19 protein-coding genes are annotated in these 22240 nt (G+C 64.7%); 3 read left to right on the top strand and 16 right to left on the bottom strand.

Annotation, left to right across the window (positions count from 1 at the left end; translation table 11 throughout):
* Positions 1 to 9 precede the first annotated feature (9 nt).
* The 10 genes from YH64_RS10740 to YH64_RS10785 all read right to left on the bottom strand — a co-directional run bounded on the left by YH64_RS10740 (position 10) and on the right by YH64_RS10785 (position 8763).
* Positions 10 to 933 (bottom strand): type II secretion system F family protein, encoded by a 924-nt coding sequence (locus YH64_RS10740; protein WP_046804083.1) that lies wholly within the window; start codon positions 931 to 933, stop codon positions 10 to 12.
* Complete coding sequence (locus YH64_RS10745) at positions 933 to 2291, bottom strand: CpaF family protein (protein WP_046804084.1); 1359 nt, start codon at positions 2289 to 2291, stop codon at positions 933 to 935. The genes YH64_RS10740 and YH64_RS10745 overlap by 1 nt, the downstream gene beginning before the upstream one ends.
* Positions 2292 to 2325: 34 nt before the next feature.
* Entirely contained in the window at positions 2326 to 3666 is a 1341-nt protein-coding gene (locus YH64_RS10750; protein ID WP_046804085.1) for a MinD/ParA family protein, read from the bottom strand.
* Positions 3663 to 5045, bottom strand: coding sequence for a type II and III secretion system protein family protein (locus YH64_RS10755; protein ID WP_143215330.1), 1383 nt, complete (start codon positions 5043 to 5045; stop codon positions 3663 to 3665). Before YH64_RS10755 ends, YH64_RS10750 begins: the two co-directional genes overlap by 4 nt.
* 62 nt (positions 5046 to 5107) lie before the next feature.
* A complete protein-coding gene (cpaB, locus tag YH64_RS10760; RefSeq protein ID WP_046804086.1) occupies positions 5108 to 6076 on the bottom strand; it encodes a Flp pilus assembly protein CpaB in 969 nt (322 codons plus the stop codon).
* A complete protein-coding gene (locus tag YH64_RS10765; RefSeq protein WP_046804087.1) occupies positions 6073 to 6555 on the bottom strand; it encodes a TadE/TadG family type IV pilus assembly protein in 483 nt (160 codons plus the stop codon). Before YH64_RS10765 ends, cpaB begins: the two co-directional genes overlap by 4 nt.
* A gap of 1 nt (position 6556) precedes the next feature.
* Positions 6557 to 6994 carry a TadE/TadG family type IV pilus assembly protein gene (locus tag YH64_RS10770; protein WP_370512734.1) on the bottom strand — a complete coding sequence of 146 codons (438 nt, stop codon included), beginning with the start codon at positions 6992 to 6994 and terminating at the stop codon, positions 6557 to 6559.
* Positions 6964 to 7485: a prepilin peptidase gene (locus YH64_RS10775; RefSeq protein WP_046804089.1), complete on the bottom strand. Its 522-nt coding sequence runs from the start codon at positions 7483 to 7485 to the stop codon at positions 6964 to 6966. The genes YH64_RS10770 and YH64_RS10775 overlap by 31 nt, the downstream gene beginning before the upstream one ends.
* A 151-nt stretch (positions 7486 to 7636) precedes the next feature.
* Complete coding sequence (locus YH64_RS10780) at positions 7637 to 7816, bottom strand: Flp family type IVb pilin (protein ID WP_046804090.1); 180 nt, start codon at positions 7814 to 7816, stop codon at positions 7637 to 7639.
* A 116-nt stretch (positions 7817 to 7932) separates the two neighbouring features.
* Entirely contained in the window at positions 7933 to 8763 is an 831-nt protein-coding gene (locus YH64_RS10785) for an MHYT domain-containing protein (RefSeq protein WP_046804091.1), read from the bottom strand.
* A 488-nt stretch (positions 8764 to 9251) separates the two neighbouring features.
* Here YH64_RS10785 and YH64_RS10790 point away from each other — a divergent pair, with 488 nt between their 5' ends.
* The 3 genes from YH64_RS10790 (at position 9252) to YH64_RS10800 (ending at position 13703) form a co-directional block, all read left to right on the top strand.
* On the top strand, positions 9252 to 10961 hold the full coding sequence (locus tag YH64_RS10790; RefSeq protein ID WP_143215331.1) for a ShlB/FhaC/HecB family hemolysin secretion/activation protein: 1710 nt from the start codon (positions 9252 to 9254) through the stop codon (positions 10959 to 10961).
* A 375-nt stretch (positions 10962 to 11336) separates the two neighbouring features.
* Positions 11337 to 13130 carry a collagen-like triple helix repeat-containing protein gene (locus tag YH64_RS10795; RefSeq protein ID WP_046804093.1) on the top strand — a complete coding sequence of 598 codons (1794 nt, stop codon included), beginning with the start codon at positions 11337 to 11339 and terminating at the stop codon, positions 13128 to 13130.
* Positions 13131 to 13157: 27 nt separating this feature from the next.
* Positions 13158 to 13703 (top strand): MarR family winged helix-turn-helix transcriptional regulator, encoded by a 546-nt coding sequence (locus tag YH64_RS10800; protein WP_046804094.1) that lies wholly within the window; start codon positions 13158 to 13160, stop codon positions 13701 to 13703.
* A gap of 70 nt (positions 13704 to 13773) precedes the next feature.
* On the opposite strand, the gene YH64_RS10805 is transcribed toward YH64_RS10800, so the two are convergent.
* The 6 genes from YH64_RS10805 to YH64_RS10830 form a co-directional block, all read right to left on the bottom strand.
* A complete protein-coding gene (locus tag YH64_RS10805) occupies positions 13774 to 15462 on the bottom strand; it encodes an ABC transporter ATP-binding protein (protein WP_046804095.1) in 1689 nt (562 codons plus the stop codon).
* On the bottom strand, positions 15459 to 16967 hold the full coding sequence (locus YH64_RS10810; RefSeq protein ID WP_046804096.1) for an ABC transporter permease: 1509 nt from the start codon (positions 16965 to 16967) through the stop codon (positions 15459 to 15461). Before YH64_RS10810 ends, YH64_RS10805 begins: the two co-directional genes overlap by 4 nt.
* A gap of 5 nt (positions 16968 to 16972) precedes the next feature.
* The gene (locus YH64_RS10815; RefSeq protein ID WP_104144273.1) at positions 16973 to 17950 is read right to left on the bottom strand and encodes an ABC transporter permease; all 978 of its coding nucleotides are present in this window, start codon (positions 17948 to 17950) and stop codon (positions 16973 to 16975) included.
* Positions 17947 to 20181 carry an ABC transporter substrate-binding protein gene (locus tag YH64_RS10820; RefSeq protein ID WP_046804098.1) on the bottom strand — a complete coding sequence of 745 codons (2235 nt, stop codon included), beginning with the start codon at positions 20179 to 20181 and terminating at the stop codon, positions 17947 to 17949. Before YH64_RS10820 ends, YH64_RS10815 begins: the two co-directional genes overlap by 4 nt.
* A 104-nt stretch (positions 20182 to 20285) precedes the next feature.
* Complete coding sequence (locus YH64_RS10825) at positions 20286 to 20936, bottom strand: thermonuclease family protein (protein ID WP_046804099.1); 651 nt, start codon at positions 20934 to 20936, stop codon at positions 20286 to 20288.
* A 170-nt stretch (positions 20937 to 21106) separates the two neighbouring features.
* Positions 21107 to 22195 (bottom strand): magnesium and cobalt transport protein CorA, encoded by a 1089-nt coding sequence (locus YH64_RS10830; RefSeq protein WP_046804100.1) that lies wholly within the window; start codon positions 22193 to 22195, stop codon positions 21107 to 21109.
* Positions 22196 to 22240 lie beyond the last annotated feature (45 nt).

Consider the following 22240-nt stretch of genomic DNA (forward strand, 5'->3'; position numbering starts at 1 on the left):
TGCCTTCCCTTAAATCGACTTAGCCATGCGATACAGCCAATAGCAGCCGCCAATTTGCAGCACCACCGCCGTCAGCAGCATCTTGAAGCCCAAGGGGTCTTCCCACAGGCCCATGAAAAGCTTGTTGTTCGCCACGATGATGAAGCCGGCGATTCCCACCGGCAGCAGCGCCAGGATCCACGCCGACAGGCGCACTTCCGCCGAGCTTGCCGACAATTCATTGCGCGCCTGCGCCACGTCGCGCATGAACGCGGCCATGCGCTCCAGCACCTGGTCGCTGCGTCCGCCAAAGCGCATCGCCAGCGACACCACGGCGGCCACCATGTACAACTCTCTCAAGCCATACATGCGCGACACCTGTACCAGCGCCGCGTCCAGTTCCTTGGCCGAGCGGCTCAGGCTGGCCGCCGTTTCCACCACTTCCAGCAGCGGTTGGTCGGTGGTGGCGGCGGCCGTCTGGAACGCGGCGCCCATGCTGTTGCCGATGGTGATCAGGCGCACGATGTTGTCCAGGAAGGCGGGCAACTGCGCAATCATCCGGCGCCGCCGCTTGTCGGCGCGCAGCCACAGCAGGAAGTACATCAGCACGGCCAGCATCACGAAGGACACAACGCCCGACAGCGGCCCCAGGAACACCCAGGCCAGCACCGCGCCCAGCACCACGGGCACCGCCGTGCGTAAATAGAAGCCCGGACTTTGGCGCACGCCGGCCAGCAACAGCAGCCGGTCCCAGCTGGAAAACCCGCTGCGCATCGCGCGCCCGCCCTCGGCGAATGGCGTTTCTTCCGGCGTTTCGCGGCCGCGCTTGAGCTGGTTCTCCAGGAACGCAGAGCTGGCCGCGCGCCGGGCGCCGCTGTTGGCATGTCGCCAAAGCAGCACCGCGCCCGAAGCCATCACCAGCGCCAGCGCGCCCAGGATCAAAGCGTCTTGCATCAGCGCCTCCGGCTCCAGAAGCCGCCGCCGCCATCGTTGTCGCCGGGCGGGTTGTCGTTCACGCGCTGCTCGTTGCGCAGCTTCGCCAGCTTGGGCGTGTGCGGGTGTATGCCCAGCCAGTTCCAGCGGTCTTTTTCTTCGCCCTCGGGCGTGGTGAAGGTTTCGTGGCGGTACAGTTCCTGCGTCGAGATGACGTTGTCGCCCATGCCGGTGACTTCGGTCACCGACAGCACGCGCCGCTTGCCGTTAGACAGCCGGCCGATCTGCACGATGAAGTCCAGCGCGCTGGCGATCTGACGGCGCAGGCTGTCTTCGCTGCCCTGAAATCCCGCAAAGCCCGCCAGCATTTCGATCCGGTACAGGCATTCGCGCGGTGAGTTCGCGTGGATGGTAGCCATCGACCCTTCATGGCCGGTGTTCATCGCTTGCAGCATGTCCATGACTTCCGCGCCGCGCACTTCGCCCACCACCACGCGGTCGGGCCGCATGCGCAAGCTGTTGCGGATCAATTCGCGGATGCTGACCGCGCCGCTGCCGTCAAAGCCGCCCTGCCGCGACTCCAGCCGCACCACGTGCGGATGGTTCAGCGACAGTTCGGCGGTGTCTTCCACCGTAACCACGCGCTCGGTCTCCGGAATGAAGAACGCCAGCGCATTCAACAGCGAAGTCTTGCCCGAGCTGGTGCCGCCCGATACCAGCACGTTGCAACGGTTCTTCACGGCTTCATGCAGCAGCCGGTAGATGTCTTCGTCAAAGGTGCCCAGCGTCAGCAGGTCGGCGGGCTTGAGCGGGTCCTGGCGAAACTTGCGGATCGACACCATCGGGCCATCCACGGCCAAGGGTTCGATCACCACGTTAAGCCGGCCGCCATCGGGCAAGCGCGCGTCCACCATGGGGCTGGACTCGTCCAGCCGCCGGCCGATAGGCGCAAGAATGCGGCGCACGATGCGCAGCACATGCTGGTTATCGGTAAAGCGCAGCGTCTCGCGCGCCAGCACCCCGCGCCGCGAAACGAACACGTTTTCGTAACCGTTGATCAGGATGTCTTCGACGGCCGGATCGGCAAGCAGGTCTTCCAGCGGCCCCAGGCCGGCCAGTTCCTTGGTCAGCGCCTCGGCGATCAGGCGCATTTCGCCTTCGTTGATCGGCACGCGCCGCAAGCGTACAAAGCTTGCGACTTCGATATCGACGAACTCCTGGATGGCCGATCGCGCCCAGCGGCCGAACTCCGCGCCCAGTTCTTCGATGCGCGACAGCAGGTGCTCGTACGCCGCCGTCTTGACTTCCTGGAAGCGGTTCGACGAGGCAAAGTCCTTGTCGCCGTCACCGCCGAATTCAATGGTCGCTGTCATGATCATGTCGGATTCCGCCGCCGTCCCGTGAAGCTTGCCGTTAACCGACGATCATGCGGCGGTGCACACCGGGCAGCCATGTGGCCAGCCAGCTAGCCCGCCCGCCGGGGGTGTTCTCTTCCGCGCTGAGTTTTTCCGCCAGCGTCTGCACCGCGCGCACATACACGTCGCGCTCGGCCTCTTCATGCAGCAGGTGACCCTGGTTGGTGCAGACCATCAGGGCCAGCGTGCGGTCCGGCAACGTGCCCACCAGATCCAGTTGGAAGCGGTCGGCAATCTGCTGCGCGGTCATGCCGTAGCGTTCGTCGTAGCGGTTGACGATCAGGCCCAGGCTGCGGCGGTCAACATGCAGTTGCTCCAGCTCTTGCAGCAGGCCGGCCAGCGACACCAACGCCCCGACGCTCTGGTCGGTCACAATCCAGTTCTGTTGAGACGAGCGAGCCAGGCCCGCCACGAATTCCGGGTTGGAGAACCCGCCCGCATCCGCTACGACCACGCCGAAGTGTTGGCGCAAGCGCTCGAACACCAGCAGGGAGTCGGATTGCGAAACGTCGCGCATCTGGGATAGATCGCGCGGCAGCGCCAACACACTCAGACCGTTGTTGGTGTGGGCCATCGCCGAACCCAACAAGGTGGAATCCAGCCGGCGCAGGTTGCGCGCGGCTTCCGCAAAATCAAAGTCGCTACCGATGTTCAGGTAAAGCTGGCAATCGCCCACCGGCCAGCCCAGGTCCATCAAGGCCACGCGGCTGGCCAGGGGCAGCATGGCGCCCGATTGTTCGGCCGGCTTGACGGGCTTGGCGCCGTTGGCGCTGGCGCGCGCAAGGTGCGCCTGCTTCAAGCGGTCTTGCACCATGCCGGCCAGATGCACGGCCAGCGTGCTGGTCCCCACGCCCGGACGCGCGCCCAGCAACAGGACGCTGCGACGCGAGCCGTCCATGCGGCCACCACTGGCCGGCACGTCAAGCAGGCGCAGCACCACTTCCTTGACTTCCTCGGGTGCGACCGTGGGGTCCACGAAATCGCTGACGCCCGCACGCAGCGCCGCGATGGCGCCTTCAGGCTGGCTGAGGAAACCGACCGCCACACGCGGCACGGTCGGCGCGATACGCGCGAGCAAGCGTGCCAGCTCGGCGGATTTGAACAGCTTTCCGGGTTCGTCCTCACTCAGGGTGAAGTCCAGGAAAACCACCTGCGGTCCGATCTCGGTCAATCGCCGCGCCAACTCTTCGATGCTTGGGGATTCCTGGGTCAACATGCCCATGTCTCCCAAAGCTTGTCCAAGCTGCGCGGCGACGCCATCGCCTTTTGAGCAAAACAGGAACCGCTTGCCGTTTTGCAGGCCAACCCACTCGCTGGCATGTGTCTTCATATTGCTCACCGTGAAAAGCCCGGCATTTGCTGCCCGCCTACCGGGCCCATCAGGTAATAGCCCCAGGCATTGAAAGTTGAATCTGCTGTTTCTTGACGGCCGCCTGGCAGCGGCAGCGTCACCCCGCGCGCAATCGGGCGCACCAGGCGCGGCGTCACGACGATGACCAGTTCCGTGTCCTCTTGCGAGTAGTCCACGCTGCGAAAGAACGCGCCGATGATCGGCAAGTCGCCCAGCATGGGCACCTTGTTGACCATCGCCTTGGTCTGGCGCGACACCAGGCCGCTGATCACGAAGCTCTCGCCGTCGCCCAATTCCACCGTGGTATCCGCCCGGCGCGTGCGCAGCGCGGGAATGACGGTGCTGGCGTCGTTGCTGGTGTTGATGGCGATGCCGTTGCTGTAATCCAGTTCACTGGCCTCTGGCGCCACCTTCAACGAGATGCGATCGCGCGACAGCACGGTCGGGGTGACCGTCAGGCCGATACCGAATGGCTTGAAGGTCACCGTGGTGGTGCCCAGGCCGCCCGCTTCGGGAATCGGCAGTTCGCCCCCTGCCAGGAAGCTGGCGCTTTGACCCGTCAAGGCGACCAGCGTGGGTTCCGCCAGCACGCGCGCCATGCCGTTGCTTTGCAAGAGGCGCAGGCGCGCCGCGAAATTGTTCGTGTCATAGAACAGCGAGAAGCCCGCGGCAATCGGGCCGCCCGGCGTGAACCCCAGGGGCGCGGCCAGCCCCGTCGGGGATACGGCGCTGGCGCCGGCCCAGGGGCCGTTGCTGGCGGCGAAATTGATGCCTGCCTGCTTCATCACTGACCGCGACACTTCCACGACCTTGACTTCGACCTGCACGACGCCGCCCGCGCCGGCCGAGGACACGTCCACGACGTTCTTGTCGCCCACTGCGGCGGCGGCTGCCTTGGCGGCGGCGATCTGCGCCAGCGGGGTTTCGGCGTAGCCGGACACCACCGCGTGGTCGCCCGCGATATCCACGTTGGGGCCGCCCTGCACGCGGCGGCTGGCCAACGCCGCCTGCACCGACGTAGCCACGCGCACGTTCCAGATCTGCGGCGTGGGGCTGTTGCCCGTCCATATCTGCAACTGCGTGGTGCCCGCCTTCTTGCCGTACAACAGCAGCGAGCCCGCGCGCTTGCCGGAGGCCGGCAGGATTTTCACGTCGGCGACCTCGGGGTCGCCGATGGCAATGCGACTGGGCGCGGCGCCGTCAAGCATCAGCGATTGCTGGCCTTTGACGGCCACCGCGATATCACGGACCGGTGCGTTCGCCGCCGCCGAGGGCGCGGCGCCCTGGGCCAGGCTTACGGCACCGTATGTCATCGCCGCTGCGGCCGACAGGACGCAGATCATGGTGGTGCGCTGATATCTTTTCATGTGCTGGATTTGGTTGCTTCTAATGGTCCAGCCGCGGCGGCACCTGCCACGCGCAGCCAAGTTCAATAACGAACGCGCTCGGATTTGTCTCCCCGCACGATTTCAACGGTACGGCCCCCGCCGCCGCCACTGCCGGCAGTGGGCGCCGACACGCGGTTGGCGGGCGCTCTCGCCGCGGGTGTGGCGCCTTCAAGCTGCACCAGGCTGTCGCCCGCAAAGGCGCGGTTTGGGCCGGTCAGCAAGGCTTCACGCTGCGCGGGGGTGAGGTCGGCGCGGGTGGGCAACACCGTGCCGCGCTTGGCGAACAGCGTGGCGTCCGGCACGGCGTCATCGCCGACGGGCCGCAACGCCAGTTGCAGACGGCCGGCGCGGCTGGCCAGGATCAGTTCATTGATCTGTTCGACCGGCACCGCAAGCACGGCGGTGCGCGCCGGCTGCCCGGGGCCTTGTTGCAGCACGGATTTTTCTTCCGGACCGTCCACCGAGCTTTTGCCAAAGGCCAGCACGCGCAGCTGCGATTGCAGCAGGCGCGCCTGGCCGCCGGAGATTTCCTGGCCTTTTTCCACCATGAAGAACACATCCACCAGGTCGCCGGGCGCAATGCGGTTGCCGCCGCCGACCACTTCGTCGACCGCGATGGCGACAGCCCGTTCGCCGGGCTTGAGCTGCTTGGCAAGGCCCTGCGCCAGCAGGCTGGGAACGATGGGGTCACCCGCTGCGATGTCCACGCGCGCCACGGCGCCTTCCAGCGGTGCCGGGGTGTTGAAGCTGTTGGAAAGCGCCACCTGCCATTGCGCGACGGTCAGCATTTTGGCGGCGTCGATGCGCGTGCCGGCGGCAATGGCTTCCTTGGCCACGACAACATCGTGCAAGGTCACTTGCGGCGCGGGCGTCGCTGCCGGCGCGGTGGCGACCGGTGACGGATTGGCGGGCGGAGGACCGGAATGCGACGCCAGGCGCCACGCCAGGAAGGCCAGCACCAGGCCCGCCACCAACAACACGCCCGCAATGATCTTGCTAATACTGCTCATGGTGTCCCTTGCGATATCTGCACGATGGCTTTCGACGACAACCTGCTCGGTACCCAGTTCTTGTTCGTGCCGGGCAGCATGACGATGAACGATTGCAATGTGGCCAGCAGCGGCCAGGACTGGGTGTTGTAGGTCATGGCGACGGTGGCGCAATTGGCGACTTCGCCGCCGGACCCGGCCCAGGCGCACGGCGCGCGCGTGGTCGCGCATGCCACCGCCGAGCCGGTCGAGAAAACACTCATGGCGGCCGAGCAGGCATCGCCCTGCACGTTGGCGCTGCCGCTGATCTGCGCGTACACGGCGGCGCGGGCGCCCTCTCCGGCGGCGGCTGCCAACTGTTGCTGCATCCAGAACAACACGCCGTAGCCCACCACGGCGCAGATGAAGATCAGCAGCATGGTCAGCGTCAGCGACAGTTCAAGCGCGGCAATGCCGCGTTGGCGCAGCGCTGGCGCAAAACGGGTTCGTGGCAGTGCCATGTCAGCCTCCCACGCCCAGCGTGTTGCCAAGATGAACCGTGGCGCGCGCGCTGAGCACGCTGGTGGACGGCATCAACATCGTCTGCAACAGCGGAAACGAGGGGATCAACGGATGCGCGCCGTAGGCATACGACACCGTCACTTCGATCTGGTCGGCGGCCAGCGGCTGACCGCTGCACGTGCCGCCCGCGCTGCTGCTCAAGGCGCCGCCGCTGCCGCAGACCGCAACCTTGATCGGCGCGGCCGACATGGAAGCCATCCAGGATGCGATATTCAGTGCGGTGTCGCGGCCTGCGTTGGCGCGCGCGGCCAGCGACGTGGTGCCCGCCTGCCATTGCAGGACTTTGCGGGCGCCGTCCTGTGCGGCCAGCGTGACGGAATTCTGTGCAAGAAACACCAGCCCGTAGGTCAGGATGCCGTAGAGCACCAGGAAGAACACCACGAATACCAGGGCGAATTCAAGGGCATAAGAACCACGCTGAGCGCGGCGATACCCAGATACATGGCATACGGAATTTGACGCAGCCGATGCGACACCGCCCAATAGCGCGACACCACCACATACGCCAGCGCGTGCACGCCGGCCAGCAGACTGGCCAGCACCATCACCAGGATCAGCGGCGCCAGACCCAGCCACAGCCCCAGGATGGCGATTGCCTTGACGTCGCCCGCGCCCATGAGGCGCCGGCCCCAAAGCGGCAAGAACAGCAAGGCTGCCAAAAACCCTGCCCCACACATCAACCACCCGGTCCAGCGCGGCGGATACGTCCATCCAGGCACGAAGGCGGCGGCCAGCAGCCAAAGCAGCTGCGCCACGAAGCCCACCACGATCAACGTGTTGGGTACGCGGCGATAGCGCAGATCGTTGTAGATCAGCACCACGTTCCAGCATGCGAACAACAGCAGCCACAGCACTTCCCCTGGATACAAGGCAGGACCTTCTGATCAAGCAGATTCAACGGCAGGCCCGCTCGTCCAGAAGAGCGCAACCCGTGTCAAGCAAACAATCTCGGACTTCAGCCACGTACCGCCATGCCCCGACACATTGGGTCATCGCGGTACGCGTTAGCGCGCTAGGGCATCAACCCCCGCCTGCGGTATTGAGCTTGGTGCCGAGTCCCGTGAACATGGTGCCCAGGGCGTCGGTGAAAGTCCCCACGGCAGCGATGAGGGCCACCGCCACCAGACCCGCGATCAACCCGTATTCCAGGGCGGTGATGCCGTCTTCGTCGTTCCAGAACTGCGCAAGTTTCGCTTTCATGTCGAGCTCCTAACACTCGATTGATAATTGAGCCGATCCGCGTGGCGGTGCCGACCCCCTATTGCCGGTATTTCTCGCGTCCGAATGAAAAGCATCCGAACGCATACCGGGCCCTGCTAGCCCGGCCCCAATGTGGAGCCGGGCGCCTTGCCTGGTTCAGCCACAGGCGCCGATTCAATAAACGAGTCGATACGCTGCGCCATGCGCGAACGGAAACGGGTCGACGCGCGTTGCAGCTGCCAACGCATGATCAGCAACATGAGCGCCGACAACACAAACGCGATATACGGCAGCATCACCCCGCCGATTTGCAGGCTGGACGCCTCGCGGGGGGCCGAGCAGATAACCGTGCCGGCCGCCGCGCCGGTGTAATGCATGCCGCAAACGGCCACTGCCATCAAAATGGCCGCGCCGCCTCGTTGAAACTCGTTCTGGGTATTGAACGCCAGCCAGAGCGCGGCCGAAGCGGCAATTACGGCGATAAGCACCGATAAAACGACAATGGGCAGATTCCACAGCAGCACGGCCGGCATGCGCATCGCGCCCATGCCCAGGTAGTGCATCGCGGCCACGCCCAGGCCGGCGGCCATGCCACCCACCAGGCATCGGCCAAAGGTGAAGCGTTCGCGGCCGACATACCAGAAGGCCCAGCCGGAAAACCCGGCGGCAACGAAGAAACTCAGTATGGTCAGGCCAACCTGATAACCGACATCAAACGGCAGGTTCTGCGCCTGCATGCCAATGAAGTGCATGCTCCAGATGCCCACGCCGCCCATGGCTACCGCGCCGATGATGATGTAACCGATGCGCAGGTCGCCGTCCTGGGTTTCTGTGCGAATGCCCGCCGCCGCCAGCAAGGCGACGTACGAGCCCAGTACCGCTGTCAGAAACGACAGGGCGACCAGGCCGCCGTTGAACGAAAGCGGAACAATATCGCCCGGGTTCACGAACGGCCCCGGTGAAACAGCGGCAATAGGGAAAGCGGGATCGGTTGATCGCGCCAATGATTACTAGGGTGATGCGTGCCCATCTCGTGGACTCCCGGTGGCTCATAACCGATGTGTTTTGAAACGTTTATATAGTCTTATCTATTAACATTTAATACACATCAGGGTTTACACGTATATTCACATCTCGACGCCCACCGACATGTAACCAATACAGCAAAACTAGGGTGAACTTAATAAAAATCCCCTAGTTAACCCTTATAAAACTTAAATATTTTCTTTCATGAGAATCTCAATATGTTGTAATCCTGCCGTTCCCGACTGGTCACAATGAAATAATTTGTTGTTAACTCCGTACGCTGGCACCATATTGCCTACGACGCACTGAAGCACCTTTTACAACACTGCGTCCCCATTTTTATTCAGTATTCCCGCAATATCGAATACTCATCGGGACGGCGTTGGTAGAAACAGAGACACACTAGGCAATGAGACGTACGTACCCGGCAAGTTCGCTTACCCTCGCCCTGATCTGTACGGTTTTCTGTGGTGCCCCCGCGCGCGCCGACGGCCCTTTGCGAGGCAACCCCGTCGACGCGGTCCCGCAGCTGGAAAGGCCGCCGGGCGCCACACAACCGCCCCCCGTCGTGCAGACGGCAACCCCCGAGCAACTGGCATTGCAGGCGCGGCTGGCCCAACGCATCGTGCCGCGCAATTTCGATGTCAGCGGCGTGCACGCGATTCCCTTCGACGAGGTTTCCGCAATACTCAGCCCCTTGTCAGGCAAGGAAATCAGCCTGGGGGAACTGGTCCAGCAGGTCGACAAGATCACGCAGCTATATCGCGACAAGGGATACCCCCTTTCGTTTGCACTAGTACAAAACCAGACATTCGCGAATGGGCTGGTGGTCGTGACCGTGGTGGAAGGGTTTATCAGCAATGTGCGCATCGAAGGCGATATCGGTAACGCACAAGATCGCCTGGATACCTTGGCTGGCCCGCTGAAAGAGGAACGTCCGCTTAAACAAGCCACGCTGGAGCGGCAGCTGAACCTGATGCGCACGGTGCCAGGTGTGAAATTCACGCCCAGCCTGGATTTACCGCGCCGCGCTGACGGCGCCACCGAACTGGTATTGAACGCGACCCGGCATCCTTTCAGTTTGACAGGCGGCGTGGCCGACCTGGGCACCGGTATGCAGCCCTTGGTCAATGTGGGCGCCAGCAGCCTTACCCCGTTGGGCGAACAGGTCAAGTTGACCGCGGCGGTGCCCTTCAATACCGACGACGTGAAATATGTAATGGGCGAAATCAGCGTGCCCATCGGCCCTGACGGCTTGGCCATCAAAGTGGATGGTTACCACTATGACGCCAAGCCCAAAGACGACGCGATCGAATATCTGGGGTTTGAACGACGGGTAAAGAACGACCGCATCGGTATCGGGGTCAGCTATCCGATCCTCTTGAGCAATACGCGGTCGCTGACGGGCACGGTGGGCATGTACGCCGCCAATTCCAAAGACCGATATGAATCGCGCAATGCCGACCTCTGGTTGCAACAGGACGCTCGGGTACGCGCTGCAAATATCGAATTACGATATATACAGTTGTCGGAAATCCAAACAACCGACATAACCGCCAGCGTGTCCAAAGGCTTTGATGCGGCGGGCGCGAAGAAGGATATCTCAAGCAATTACGGTTATTCCGCCACGCCGATTCTGGACCTGGATTTCGCCCGCTATAACCTGAACGCCAAACAAACCGTCGCCCTGCCGGCCCAGTTCGGCCTGACGTTTTCAGGCGCTGCGCAATATTCCAGCAATATATTGCCCTCGTCCGAGCAAATCTCTTTTGGCAGCTGGCGCTACGCAATGGGATACCCGCAAGGGGAACAAAGCGGCGACAAGGGTGTGGGCGTATCGGCCGAAATCAACCGGCGCTTCGGCACAGGCTGGGAATACCTGTCGGCCGTCCAGCCTTATGCGCTGATCGACTATGCGCGCACTTGGTACAACAACAAGGGCTTGCAAGCGCTGAACCAGCGGCACCTGTCCTCGGTGGCGCTGGGGCTGCGCTTCACGGACGATAAATACTATCTGTTCGATTTCAACGTGGCCAAGCCGATCGGATCCGCCACGGTCAATAACGACCGCGACGTGCGCTTTAACGCCAACTATTCGTTGTTCTACGACGCGTTCTGACGCACCGCATTCCCGACCCCTTTGGCGCCTGCTCCGACAGGCGCTTTTTTTTGCGCGCTTGCGGCAGGCTGAAACGACCTTTATTTGCGCCGGTTCCCAACACCGCGTTACGTAACGTCGCCCGTAACGTAACGTCGGATAACCGGCCATTCGTAACATTCGAAGGCTTTTTGTGGTCGCAAAAGTGACGAATTCCCAAGCCTGGTACAAACCCTCGAATCCACACCAGTGCATTGAAAACAAAGGATTTTATTAGCCCTCAAATGCGTGGACCCGTGCAATGTGGGTCCGTTTGAAAAATCTTGGCACGGATTATGCATGTAGAGCGGTACCGGGCGGTTTCCACGCCTGACCTACCAACCCGAGGAGCTCGCCATGATGTCCAAGATTGAAGCCAGCCGCATTCAACGCATTTTGACCGCCACCGTCATGGCCGCTGCTGTCGTCAGCGCGCTAGCCGCGTGCGGAAGCAGCGGTGGTAGCAAGAAAACCGCCGGCCTGCCTGGCATCGATATCCCGACTAACCCAGGTGGCACGAACCCCGGTGGCACCAACCCGGGCGGCAGCAATCCCGGTGGCACTGACCCAGGCAACCCTGGCAACCCGGGCACTCCCGGCGGCACCGACCCCAATCCCCCGGTCAATCCGGTGACGGCGGGCCTGCTGCAAACGACGTTGGGCAACACCGGCAACGCCGTGGACAACACGTTGCCCCTGAATCTGGGCCCCACGCTTGGCGGCGTGGGCAAGGCACTGGATCCCACGGTGGAACCGGTGGTCAACACCGTGGTCGGGCTGACTCAGCAAGTGGGCGCCACGACCGGGCTGGGCGCTCCGGTGGACGGCGTGACGACGCAAGTAGGCGGCGCAGTGAGCGATTTGGGCACGTCGATCAAGGGCGCCGGCCTGCCCGGAGGCTTGAGCTCCGGCCTGGGTGGTCTGGTGGACGGTTTGGGCAAAACCGTAGGCGGCGCGGGCGATCTGCTGAACGCGGACCCCGCCAATCCCATGCCGCTGACGACGATGCTGGGCAACGCCACCAACGCCGTGGGCGCCCTGACGGACGGCCTGGGTGGCCAAGGGGGCTTGCTCAATCCGGTCATGCAACTGGCGGGCGGCGTGACGGGGCGCCTGCTGGATGGCCCGTCCAGCCCCGTCCTGCAACCGGCCCTGTCCAATGTTGGCAAAACAGTGGACAACGTGCTGCCCCTGGGCCTGCAACCGACGCTGGGCGGCGTTGGGGCCGCGCTTGACATGAACGTTGCGCCGATCGCCGGCACGGTGACCAACCTGACGCAGCAAGTGGGCGCGAAAACGCAGCTGGGCGCCCCGGTGGCCGGCCTGTTGACCAGCCTGGGCGGCACGCTGGCCGGCGCGGGCGGTACGTTGCCGGGTAACACGGCCGGCCTGAACGGCGTGTTGCAGGGCCTGGGCGGCGCGGTCGCCAGCGCGGGCGGTCTGGTTCACGCCACGCCGGGCAATACGAATCCGCTGGGCTCCACGTTGGCCAACGCGACCGGCGCGGTGGCGTCGGTGACCGGCGCCCTGGGCCTGGGCGGCGTAACAGGCGGCATAACGGGCGGCGTGACCGGTGGCGGTACGAGCGGCCTGCTCAGCCCGATCACCGGCATCCTCGGCGGGGTCGGTGGCGTGGGCGGAACGCCCGCGGCGGGCGGCGTGAACGGTTTGTTGGCACCGGTGACCAGCTTGCTGGGCGGCGTGAAGGGTGCGGTGGGTGGCGCGACGGGCGGAACGGCGGGCGGCGCGGCCAACGGCGGATTGCTCGGCGGCTTGCTGGGTGGTGTGACCGGCGGCGCCACGGGTGGATCGGCGGGCGGCGCCTCGGGCGGCGCGGTCGGCGGCGGCTTGCTGGGTGGCGTGCTCGGCGGCGTGGCGGGTGGCGTGCTCGGCGGCGTGGCGGGTGGCGTGTCGGTCGGTGCGACGACAGGTACGGGCGCCAGTGCGGGCGTCAGTGCGGGTGGCGCGGCCGGTGCGGCAGCCGGCGGTGCGGCGGGTGCCGGCACGGCAAGTAACGGGGGTCTGCTGGGCGGTTTGCTGGGTGGTGTCACCAGCAGCTTGACCGGCGGTTCAACGGCGGGCGGCACCTCGGGTGGCGCTGCCAACGGCGGGTTGCTGGGCGGTTTGCTCGGCGGCTTGGCCAAGAAGTAAACAACTGATCCGCCTAGGAGCGAAATCATGCTGCAACAAGAAACGATCGCCCACCATGAGCATGTGACTGTTATGCCAGAATCCCGCACGAATGAATTGCGCCCAGGCATGCTCGACGATATCGCCCTGATGTTGGGTCGACAGTTCTCGGTGTACAACGCCGCGTGCCAGTCGGCCCTGGCAGACAAGCTGGGCATCCCCCTGGCGGATCTGAAAGCGCTGGAATTAGTGATGGAATTCGACGCCTTGCCCACCGGGCAACTGGCACAGCTGATGGGAATCAGCTCGGGCGGCGCCACCGCCTTGATCAACCGGCTGGAGGCGGCAGGTTATGTGCAACGTGGCCGCCACCCGCTGGACCGCCGGATGATCGTGATCCGGCCGGTCGAAGAACAGTGCCAGCATCTGGCGCAGGAACGCCAGTGGGTCGCTGACGCGGTGATGTTGATGGCGCGACGCTACGACACCACCGAACTGGAAACCGTGCATGCCTTCCTGGCGCAATGCGTGCGCGCCTTGCGGCACGACACGCTGGTCTGGCTGGAAACGCCGACGTCCCATCACGAGCTGTGACGCGGCTGGCGTCCTGCCCGGACGCCAGCCTGCCACGCGCCCTGCATCCTTGCGGATCAGGGCGCGTTTTTTATGAGCCGAACTGCAAGCGCGGCACCGCCGCAAGCAGGCGCTGGGTCAGTGGCTGGCGCGGCGCATGCAGCACGGTATCGGCATCGCCCAGCTCGACGATGCGGCCACCGTCCATGACCGCGATGCGGTCCGCCAGATATTCCACCACGCCGAAGTTATGCGTGATGAACAGGTAGGCGATGCCCAGCTCGTCCTGGAGTTCACGCAGCAGGTCCAGGATCTGCGCCTGCACGGACACGTCCAGCGCGGACGTGGGTTCGTCGCAGATCAGCACCTTGGGCTCGACGGCAAGCGCCCGCGCGATGGCGATGCGTTGGCGCTGCCCGCCCGAAAATTCGTGCGGGTAGCGTGTCAGCGTGTTGGCCGGCAAGCCGACGCGTTCAATCAACTGCGCGGCATGCGCGGCGCGTGCTTGCGGGCTCATTGAGCGCCGTAACGATGCCAGGCCTTCATCCAGGATATCGCCCACGCGCATGCGCGGATCCAGCGACGCATAAGGGTCCTGGAACACGATCTGGATGTCTTGCCGCAGGTCGCGCAGCGTGCGGCGGTCGGCGCTCAGCAAGTCCTTGCCTTGCAGCATGGCGCGGCCCGAAATGCGCGCGCCGTCGATCAGGCGCAATAGCGCCTTGCCGGTGGTTGTCTTGCCGCAACCGGACTCGCCCAGCAAGGCCAGCGTCTCGCCCGCGCGCAGCGTAAAGGTGACGCCGTCCACCGCCTTGACCCAGGACACGACACGCCGCAACGGCCCCTTGCGCACGGGGTAGTGCACCTTCAGGTCTTGTACGTCCAGCACCAGGTCGCCCGCGTTACCGGGCGCGCGTGGGCGGGCGCGCTCGGCCTTGCCCGCGCTGGCCTCGCGGCCTTGCTGGGACAGCGGCGCGCCGCGCTTGTCGAACGTGGGAATGGCTTCGAACAACTGCCGTGCGTACGGATGCTTGGGCGCGCGGAAGAATTCTTCGGCGCTGGCGCTTTCCACGATTTCACCGCCACGCATCAGGGCGACGTGATGCGCCACGTTCTTGACCACGGCCAGGTCGTGCGTGATCAACATCACGGCCATGCCCATTTCGCGCTGGATATCGGCAAGCAAGTCCAGCACCTGCGCCTGCACGGTAACGTCCAGCGCGGTAGTGGGTTCGTCGGCGATCAACAACAGCGGCTCGGCCGCCAAGGCGATGGCAATCATGACGCGCTGTTTTTGCCCGCCCGAAAATTGAAACGGGTAGTCGTCCACGCGGCGCTCGGGCTCGGGGATGCCCACGCGGCGCAGCCAGTCGATGGCGCGGGCGCGCGCCGCCGCGCCGCGCAGGGGCGTATGCGCCGTCAGCGTTTCGATGATCTGGTCGCCCACGCGCATGACCGGGTTCAGGCTGGTGGACGGCTCCTGGAAAATGATGCCGATGCGGCCGCCGCGCACCCCGCGCATCGCGCTTTCAGGCAGGCGGTTCAGGTCCTGGCCATCCAGGTCGATCTGCCCACCCACGATGCGGCCCGCGTCGGGCAGCAAGCGCAACAGCGCCAGCGCCGTCATGCTCTTGCCGCAGCCCGATTCGCCCACCAGCGCGAAGGTCTGGCGTTGGGAAATGGCCAGCTCAAGGCGCTTGACCGCATGCGTCATGCCGGATTCCCCGGCAATGTCCACATCCAGGCCGCGCACGTCCAGCAAGATGGAATCCTGGCTCATGGGGCTTCTCCGGACTTCGATGGGCGCGGCTCGGCGGCCAGCGTCTGGCGGCGGCCAAACCAGCCGCCCAGGCGCGCCATGCGGCTGGGTTTGTAGCGGCGCGTGCGCGGGTCGAACGCATCCCGCACCGCATCGGCAAACAGGTTGGCCGCCAGCACCAGCGCCAGCATGAACAGGAATGCGGTCATCAGGCTCCACCAGATCATGGGATCGCGGGACATTTCCAGCCGCGCCCCGTCAATCATCGAACCAAAGGAATTCATGCTGGGGTCCACGCCGATGCCCAGGTAGGACAGCACGGCCTCGTACAGAACCAGCCCCGAAAATTCCAGCACTACCGTAATCAGCACCAGGTGCGCCACGTTGGGCAGCAGGTGGCGCGTCATGATGCGCCAGTGCGACACGCCAAAGGCACGCGCCGCCTGCACGTATTCCAGTTCGCGCAGCTTGAGGGTTTCGGCGCGCAGCAGGCGGCACAGGCCCGCCCAGCCGGTCAGCCCAAGAATCATGCACAGCAGGAACAGGCGCAGGTCGGCGCGGGCGACGGAGGTGTCGAAAAGGTCGGCATGGTTGTCGATATACACCTGCATCATCAGCGCGCAGGCGGCCACCAGCAGCACGCCGGGAATCGACGTGATGGTGGTGTACAGGTACTGGATGGCGTCGTCGACCTTGCCCTTGAAATACCCGGCCGCGATGCCGAAGATGATGGCGGGCGGCAGCATGGCGATGGTGGTCAGGCTGCCGATGACTAGCGCCGTGCGAATGCTTTTAAGCGCCTGCCACAACACGTCGTTGCCGATGCGGTCGGTGCCCAGCGCGTGGTAGCCGCTGGACAGGCCGGCCAGCGCCCCGGCCGTCAGGCACAGCAGCGTGAAGGTGATGGCCATGGCGCGCCAGGGCACGTCTGAATCGCCGCCCAGCAGCATATGCGCCGCCTGCCTGGCCGACTGGGCGCGCCGCGCCAGCAAGGCAAACAACACGGCGGCGGACAATAGCGCAACAGCCAAGCCGCCGGCCATGCCCCAGCCCAGGCGCGTCAACACGTCAGGCACGTGCTGGGTATCCGGATCGGTCACATGCGTGGCGGCTCCGCGCAACCGCGGAAAATCGCGCACCGGCTTGTCGTTGACCAGCATCGTTTCTTTCAGGAACAGCTTCACTGCCAACGGCTGCGAGTAATTTCTTTCGGGCTGCGTCAACACCGTGCCGGCCAACAAGCCGTCCAGCGCCGACTTGACCACGGGCGCGTAGATGGGCGCGGCGTCGGCGGCGGCACCCGGCGCGGGCGGCAGTTGTGGCCGATAGTGCACGGAATCGAGAAGCCCCACCACGGTGAAGGCGGCAAGAATGACGGCCGAGCACATCGCCGGCGTGTCACGCGCAACGCGCCCCCAGGTGGCGCGCAGGTTGGGGCTGCGGCGCACGTGCCAGACATAGGCCAGCGCACCCAGCACCATGAGCCACAGCGCGATGTCGGTCCAAAGGAAGACGATCTTGGGCATGGCGGCTACTCGAATCGAACGCGGGGGTCAGCCAGCGTGTAGGAAATGTCGGCCAGGATCAGCCCCACGATATAGAGCGCGGCGCCCAGGAACACCATGGCGCGCACCACGGAAAAGTCCTGCGCGTTGATGGCGTCGATGGTGTAGCTGCCCAGGCCCGGGATGCCGAAGAAAGACTCGGCGATCAGGCTGCCCATGAACAGCAGCGGCAAGGCGGCCACCGTGCTGGTCAGGATGGGCAGCATCGCGTTGCGCAGCACGTGGCGAAACAGCACGACGCGTTCGGCCAGGCCCTTGGCGCGCGCGGTGCGCACGTAGTCCTTGCCGATCTCTTCCAGGAACAGCGTGCGGTAGAAGCGCGCCTCGGGACCCAGCCGCGACACGATGGCGATCAGCACCGGCAGCGCCAGGAACTTGACCACGTCCAGCCCGCCCGAAAACCCCGAGAACGGCACCAGCCGCATCAGCTTGGCGAACACCCACTGCCCCGCGATGATGTAGAACAGGCTGGAAATGGACAGCAGCAGCACGCACACCACGACGCCCCAAAAGTCCAGCCGCGTGGCGCGAAAATACACCAGCGTCAACGAAAACACGATGCTGACGAACAACCCCAGGATGAAGGTGGGCACGGCCAGCGCCAGGCTGGGGCCCATGCGCGTCTGGATCTCGCGGCCGATGTCGCGCCCGCTGTCCGATGCGCCGAATTCCATGGCCAGCAGCGGCACCGAGCGCTGGTAGAAGATGGTGTCGGTCAGTTGCGCCGTGCCTTGCGCGCGCTCGTTGAAGAACAGCGGCTTGTCGTAGCCGCGTTCGACCTTCCATTTTTCCACCGCGTCCTGGCTGGCGCGCTGCCCGCCGATGGCCAGGCGCGCCATATCGTCGGGCGTGTTCACGGCAAAGAACAGGATGAAGGTGAACAGGTTGACGCCGATCAGGATCAGCACGCCATACAGCAGCCGGCGAATCACATAGCCGATCATGATTGATGCTCCTTGCGGACCGCCGGGCCGAAGGCGGTCTGGCGTTCGCGGCGCTTGAGCGCCACGTACGAAGGCCAGATCGCCAGCGCCAACAGCAGCACGAACAGGCCGATCGGCCACCATCTTGGGACGTTCCATTCATCGATCTTCTGCTGGCGCAGCGCGGGATCGATCTTCATGTATTGCAGCGTGTTGCGCACCATCTGCGTGGGCTTGGCGTTGCCGACCCACTGCTGATAGGCGCCGCCCGACATCGGGAAATAGCCGAACATCCACGGCGCATCCCGCTGCACCACCGCCACCATCTTGGCGATCAGCTGTTCTTTCTGGGGGCCGTCGTCCAGGAACTTCATCTGTTCGAACAGCTTGTCGAATTCCGGGCTTTGGTAGTTGGCCGCGTTCTCGCCGCCCCCACGCGCTTTGGCGTTGGGGCCGTACAGCAGGAACAGGAAGTTTTCGGCGTCGGGGTAATCCGCGTTCCAGCCCCACAGGAAGATCTGCGCGGCGCCGCGCGTCATCTTGTCCTGGAAGCGGTTGTAGTCGGTGGAACGCACGTCCAGCTGCACGCCGATCTTGGCCATCTGCCGGCGCATCCAGTCAAAGCGCGGGTTCGACCCGCCGCCCTGCATGGCGTCGTAATACAGCACCAGCGGCGCGCCGGTCTTGGCGTTGCGGCCGTCGGGGTAACCGGCCTCGGCCAAGAGCCGCTTGGCCACGTCGACGGACTTGCGCACGGGCTTGCCGTCAACCAGGTCGTAGACCACCGGGTTCACGCCCTCAGGCGGATCGCGGTAGCCCAGCACGCCGGGAGGCACCGGGCCTTGGGCCACGGACGCCTGATCGTTTTCAAACACGGTGACGAATTCTTCCCAGTCGAACACGATGCTGATGGCTTGGCGCAGCTTGCGGTTCTTTTCCGCCTGCTCGGGCGTGTCGCCCTTGCCCACCACCGGGTCCAGCCAGTTAAAGCCCATGTACCAGTTGGCGGTTTCCACCGTGGTGGGCAGGCGGATGCCGTGTTCGCGGTACTGCTTGGCCTTGTCCTGGCTGTCGCCCGCCGCCACCAGCATGGCCACGCCGTATTCGCCGCGTTCGATTTGCGGCACGTCGTAATAGCCCTGCATGAATTTGCCGATCAGCGGGATGGCTTCTTTTTCCAGGCTGAACACGGCGCGGTCGATAAAGGGCGTGGGCTTGCCGCAGTCGGCCAGCATGCCGGCTTCCTTGTCGCCGGGTGCGCCCTCGCAGGGGTAGGCTTCGCCGTGGAAGTTGGGGTTGCGCACCAGCACGTGGCGACGGTTCTGCAACGATTCCGCCATCATGTACGGGCCGGTGCCGACCGGCCAGGTGTTCAACGACAGGTCATGCGCGGCCATGCCCGGCTGGCTGTAGAAGCGGTCGGCCTCCCAGGGGATGGGCGCCGTGAAGGTCATGGCCAGCCAGTATTTGAACTGCGGGTACTTGCCTTTGACGCGAATGCGCAGCGTGTGCGGGTCCAGCGCCTGGATGCCGGTAAAGCCGTCGGCGTCGCGCAGGTCCAGCCACGAGGCGGCGCCACCGCCGGGCAGATCGCGGCGCAAGTCCCGGTCGCGTTTGCGCAGCCGGTCGCCGTATTCCTGCATGCCTACCACGTGGTCCGCCATCACCGAATAGATGGGCGACACCACGCGCGGGCTCGCCAGCCGGCGAAACGCATAGACGTAGTCGTCCGCCGTGAGTTCGCGCGTGCCGGTGCGCGGAAAATCGGGGATGTAGTACTTGTCTTTGAGGTCGTCTTCGGAAATCGGGAAGTAGTCGTAGCTGCCGTCGGTCTTGCGGGCGAACGCGGGGTGCGGCTGGTAGCGCACGCCCGGGCGTATCTTGATGTCGTAGATGCTTTCGGCGATTTGTTCGCCCGGCGCATCGGCGGGCAAGGGCTTGCCCTGGGCGTCCAGATACTGCGGCGGATCAATGGACTGCGCGGCGCGTGGCACCAGCTCGTACGGCCGCTTCAGGTAGTGATACCCGTACAACGGCTCGTAGATGTTGTAGGTATAAGGGGTTTCGTCGCCGGAATAAGAGCTTGCCGGGTCCAGGTATTTGGGCGAACGCTGGACAAACGCGGAATAAAGCGTGTTCTGGCTTTCGGCGCCGGACGGATACGGGCTGTTGATGGGGCTTTCTTGAGAGCAGCCCGCCAGCGCCAGCAACATCAGCATGGCTGTCGCCCTGAGCCGCTTCATTGCAAGCATGGAAACCTTCCCTTCAAAACGTTGCGACAGAGGATAGCAAAGGCGGGACGCAGCCAGTACCCAGGCATGCCCTAGCGGGTGCACGGGGCGGCGACCGCCGCTCATCACCCGCACTGGCGCTGGCGCCAGCAGTCATAGCGCCATTTCCAGGGCTGCATGGCGCCTTCTTTGGCCCATAAGCCGCGCTTGGCGTCCTGGGCTTGGCGTTGCAAGCCCGTCATGGCCTTGTCGCGCAGGTAATCGCCGCGCCTGGCGGTGTAGGCCCAGGCGTAGCCGGACTGCACCTGCAAACGGTTGGCCGAGCGGCCGTCATCCAGAATCAGCGCGCAGACGTCGCGGCCGTACTGATCTTGTTCGTAGCATTGGGCGGTCAGCGTCTTGCCGGCGACCAGATCCGCAAGATTCTTGCGGGACGCTTCGGCAAAGGGTTGGCCGGGCTGGTCGGCGCCGTGGCCTTCTTCAGGCGCATCGATGCTGTCCATGCGGATGCGGCGCTGGCCATCGCGCGCGCGCAGCGTGACGGTGTCGCCATCGGCCACGTTGACGATCGCGCCGGTCAGCGTGTAGCTGCCGGGCGGAATGCCGTCGGCCGCAGGCGAGCGCCCATCGGCCGAGGGCGGACGTGACGGGCGGGGCGAATCGCCCTGCCCCGACGGCTGTAGCCAATTGACGATGGCGCCCGCCGCCGCAAGAATCAAGGCAACGATCAGGGCGGTCAGCTTGCCGCCGCCGCGAAATGGGGGTTTGCCACGCACCGGCCGGCCTCCAGGTAAGAAACGCGGCAAGTGTGCCACAGGCGGCCCGGTTTTTCGTTAATCGACCGTGCGGAAAATGTCCCGGTCGCTTGCCTTGCTGGACCTCTCGCCGCCCCTGCCGCCCGGGCTGGCGTGTCGGCCTGCGTTGCGCGCTGTTCCCGGCCCGCCTTTCATAGCCAGCCGGACTTGCGGAACCGCCAGTACAACACCGAACAGATCGACGCGATGACGCCCAGCGTGATGGGATAGCCCAGGGGCGACTTCAGTTCCGGCATGAATTCGAAGTTCATGCCATAGATGCCGGCAATCGCGGTGGGCACAGCCAGGATGGCGGCCCAGGACGCCAGCTTGCGCGTCGTGTCGTTCTGCGCCGCCTGGCCGATCATGAGGCTGGCTTCGAAGGCGAACGCCAGCGATTCGCGCAACGCGTTGAACAGCTCGTCCACGCGCAGCACGCGGTCGGCGACCTCGCCGAAGTACGGGCGAGCATGCTCGTCCACGGCCGACATCTCGACGCGCGCCAGCCGACGGCATATTTCCGCCATCGGCGACACCACGGTATGAATGCGCAGCAAGTCGCGGCGCTGGCGGTACAGCCTGCGGATATCGGAATCCTTGGCGCCACGGATCAGCAATTTCTGTTCGGCGCCTTCGACCACGCTTTCGATCTTGCCCGCCGCCGCCACGTAGCGGTCGACCAGCCAGTCCAGCACTTCGGAGGCCACGTAGTCGCTGCCGCGCTTGAGCAGGTCGGGCGACGCTTCCAGGCGTTCGCGCAGCGGGCTGTGCGCCGCCGTGGCGCCGCGCCGCACGGTGACCAGAAAGCCGTCGCCGATCAAGAGCTGGGTTTCGCCGAAGACAGGCCGTTCGGCCTCGACCTCGACGGTGATGGTCACGATAAGAACCATGTTGCCGTAATCGATGATCTTGGGCCGCCGATGCGGTTCAAGCATCTCTTCCTGGTTCTTGCCACAAGCGCCCAATTCACCGGTGACACGGGCCAGCAATTCGGGCGTGGGGTTGCGCAGGCCGATCCACAGCATGCCGGGCGGTTGGCCGGGGCTTAATCCGCCTGATTGCCCGCCTGATTTGCCGTCTGATGGGCCGCCTAGTTGGTCGGTGTTCTGGCTGCTATACCGGCCGATGTGCTGGCCGACTTCATCGATGGGCACTTCGCGGTCGCGGCGGCCGTTCACATAGGCGATGGACGCCACCACCTCGCCCTTGTGGACGTCGGCGAAATTCTCTTCAGCAGACATGGATACCCTTTGGCAATGCGAGCCCTGCGGCACAACTTATGGCAT

Origin of the sequence: Achromobacter sp. LC458 (genome assembly GCF_001005835.2) — a bacterium.
In the GTDB taxonomy this organism is placed as follows: Bacteria; Pseudomonadota; Gammaproteobacteria; order Burkholderiales; family Burkholderiaceae_B; genus Achromobacter; species Achromobacter spanius_B.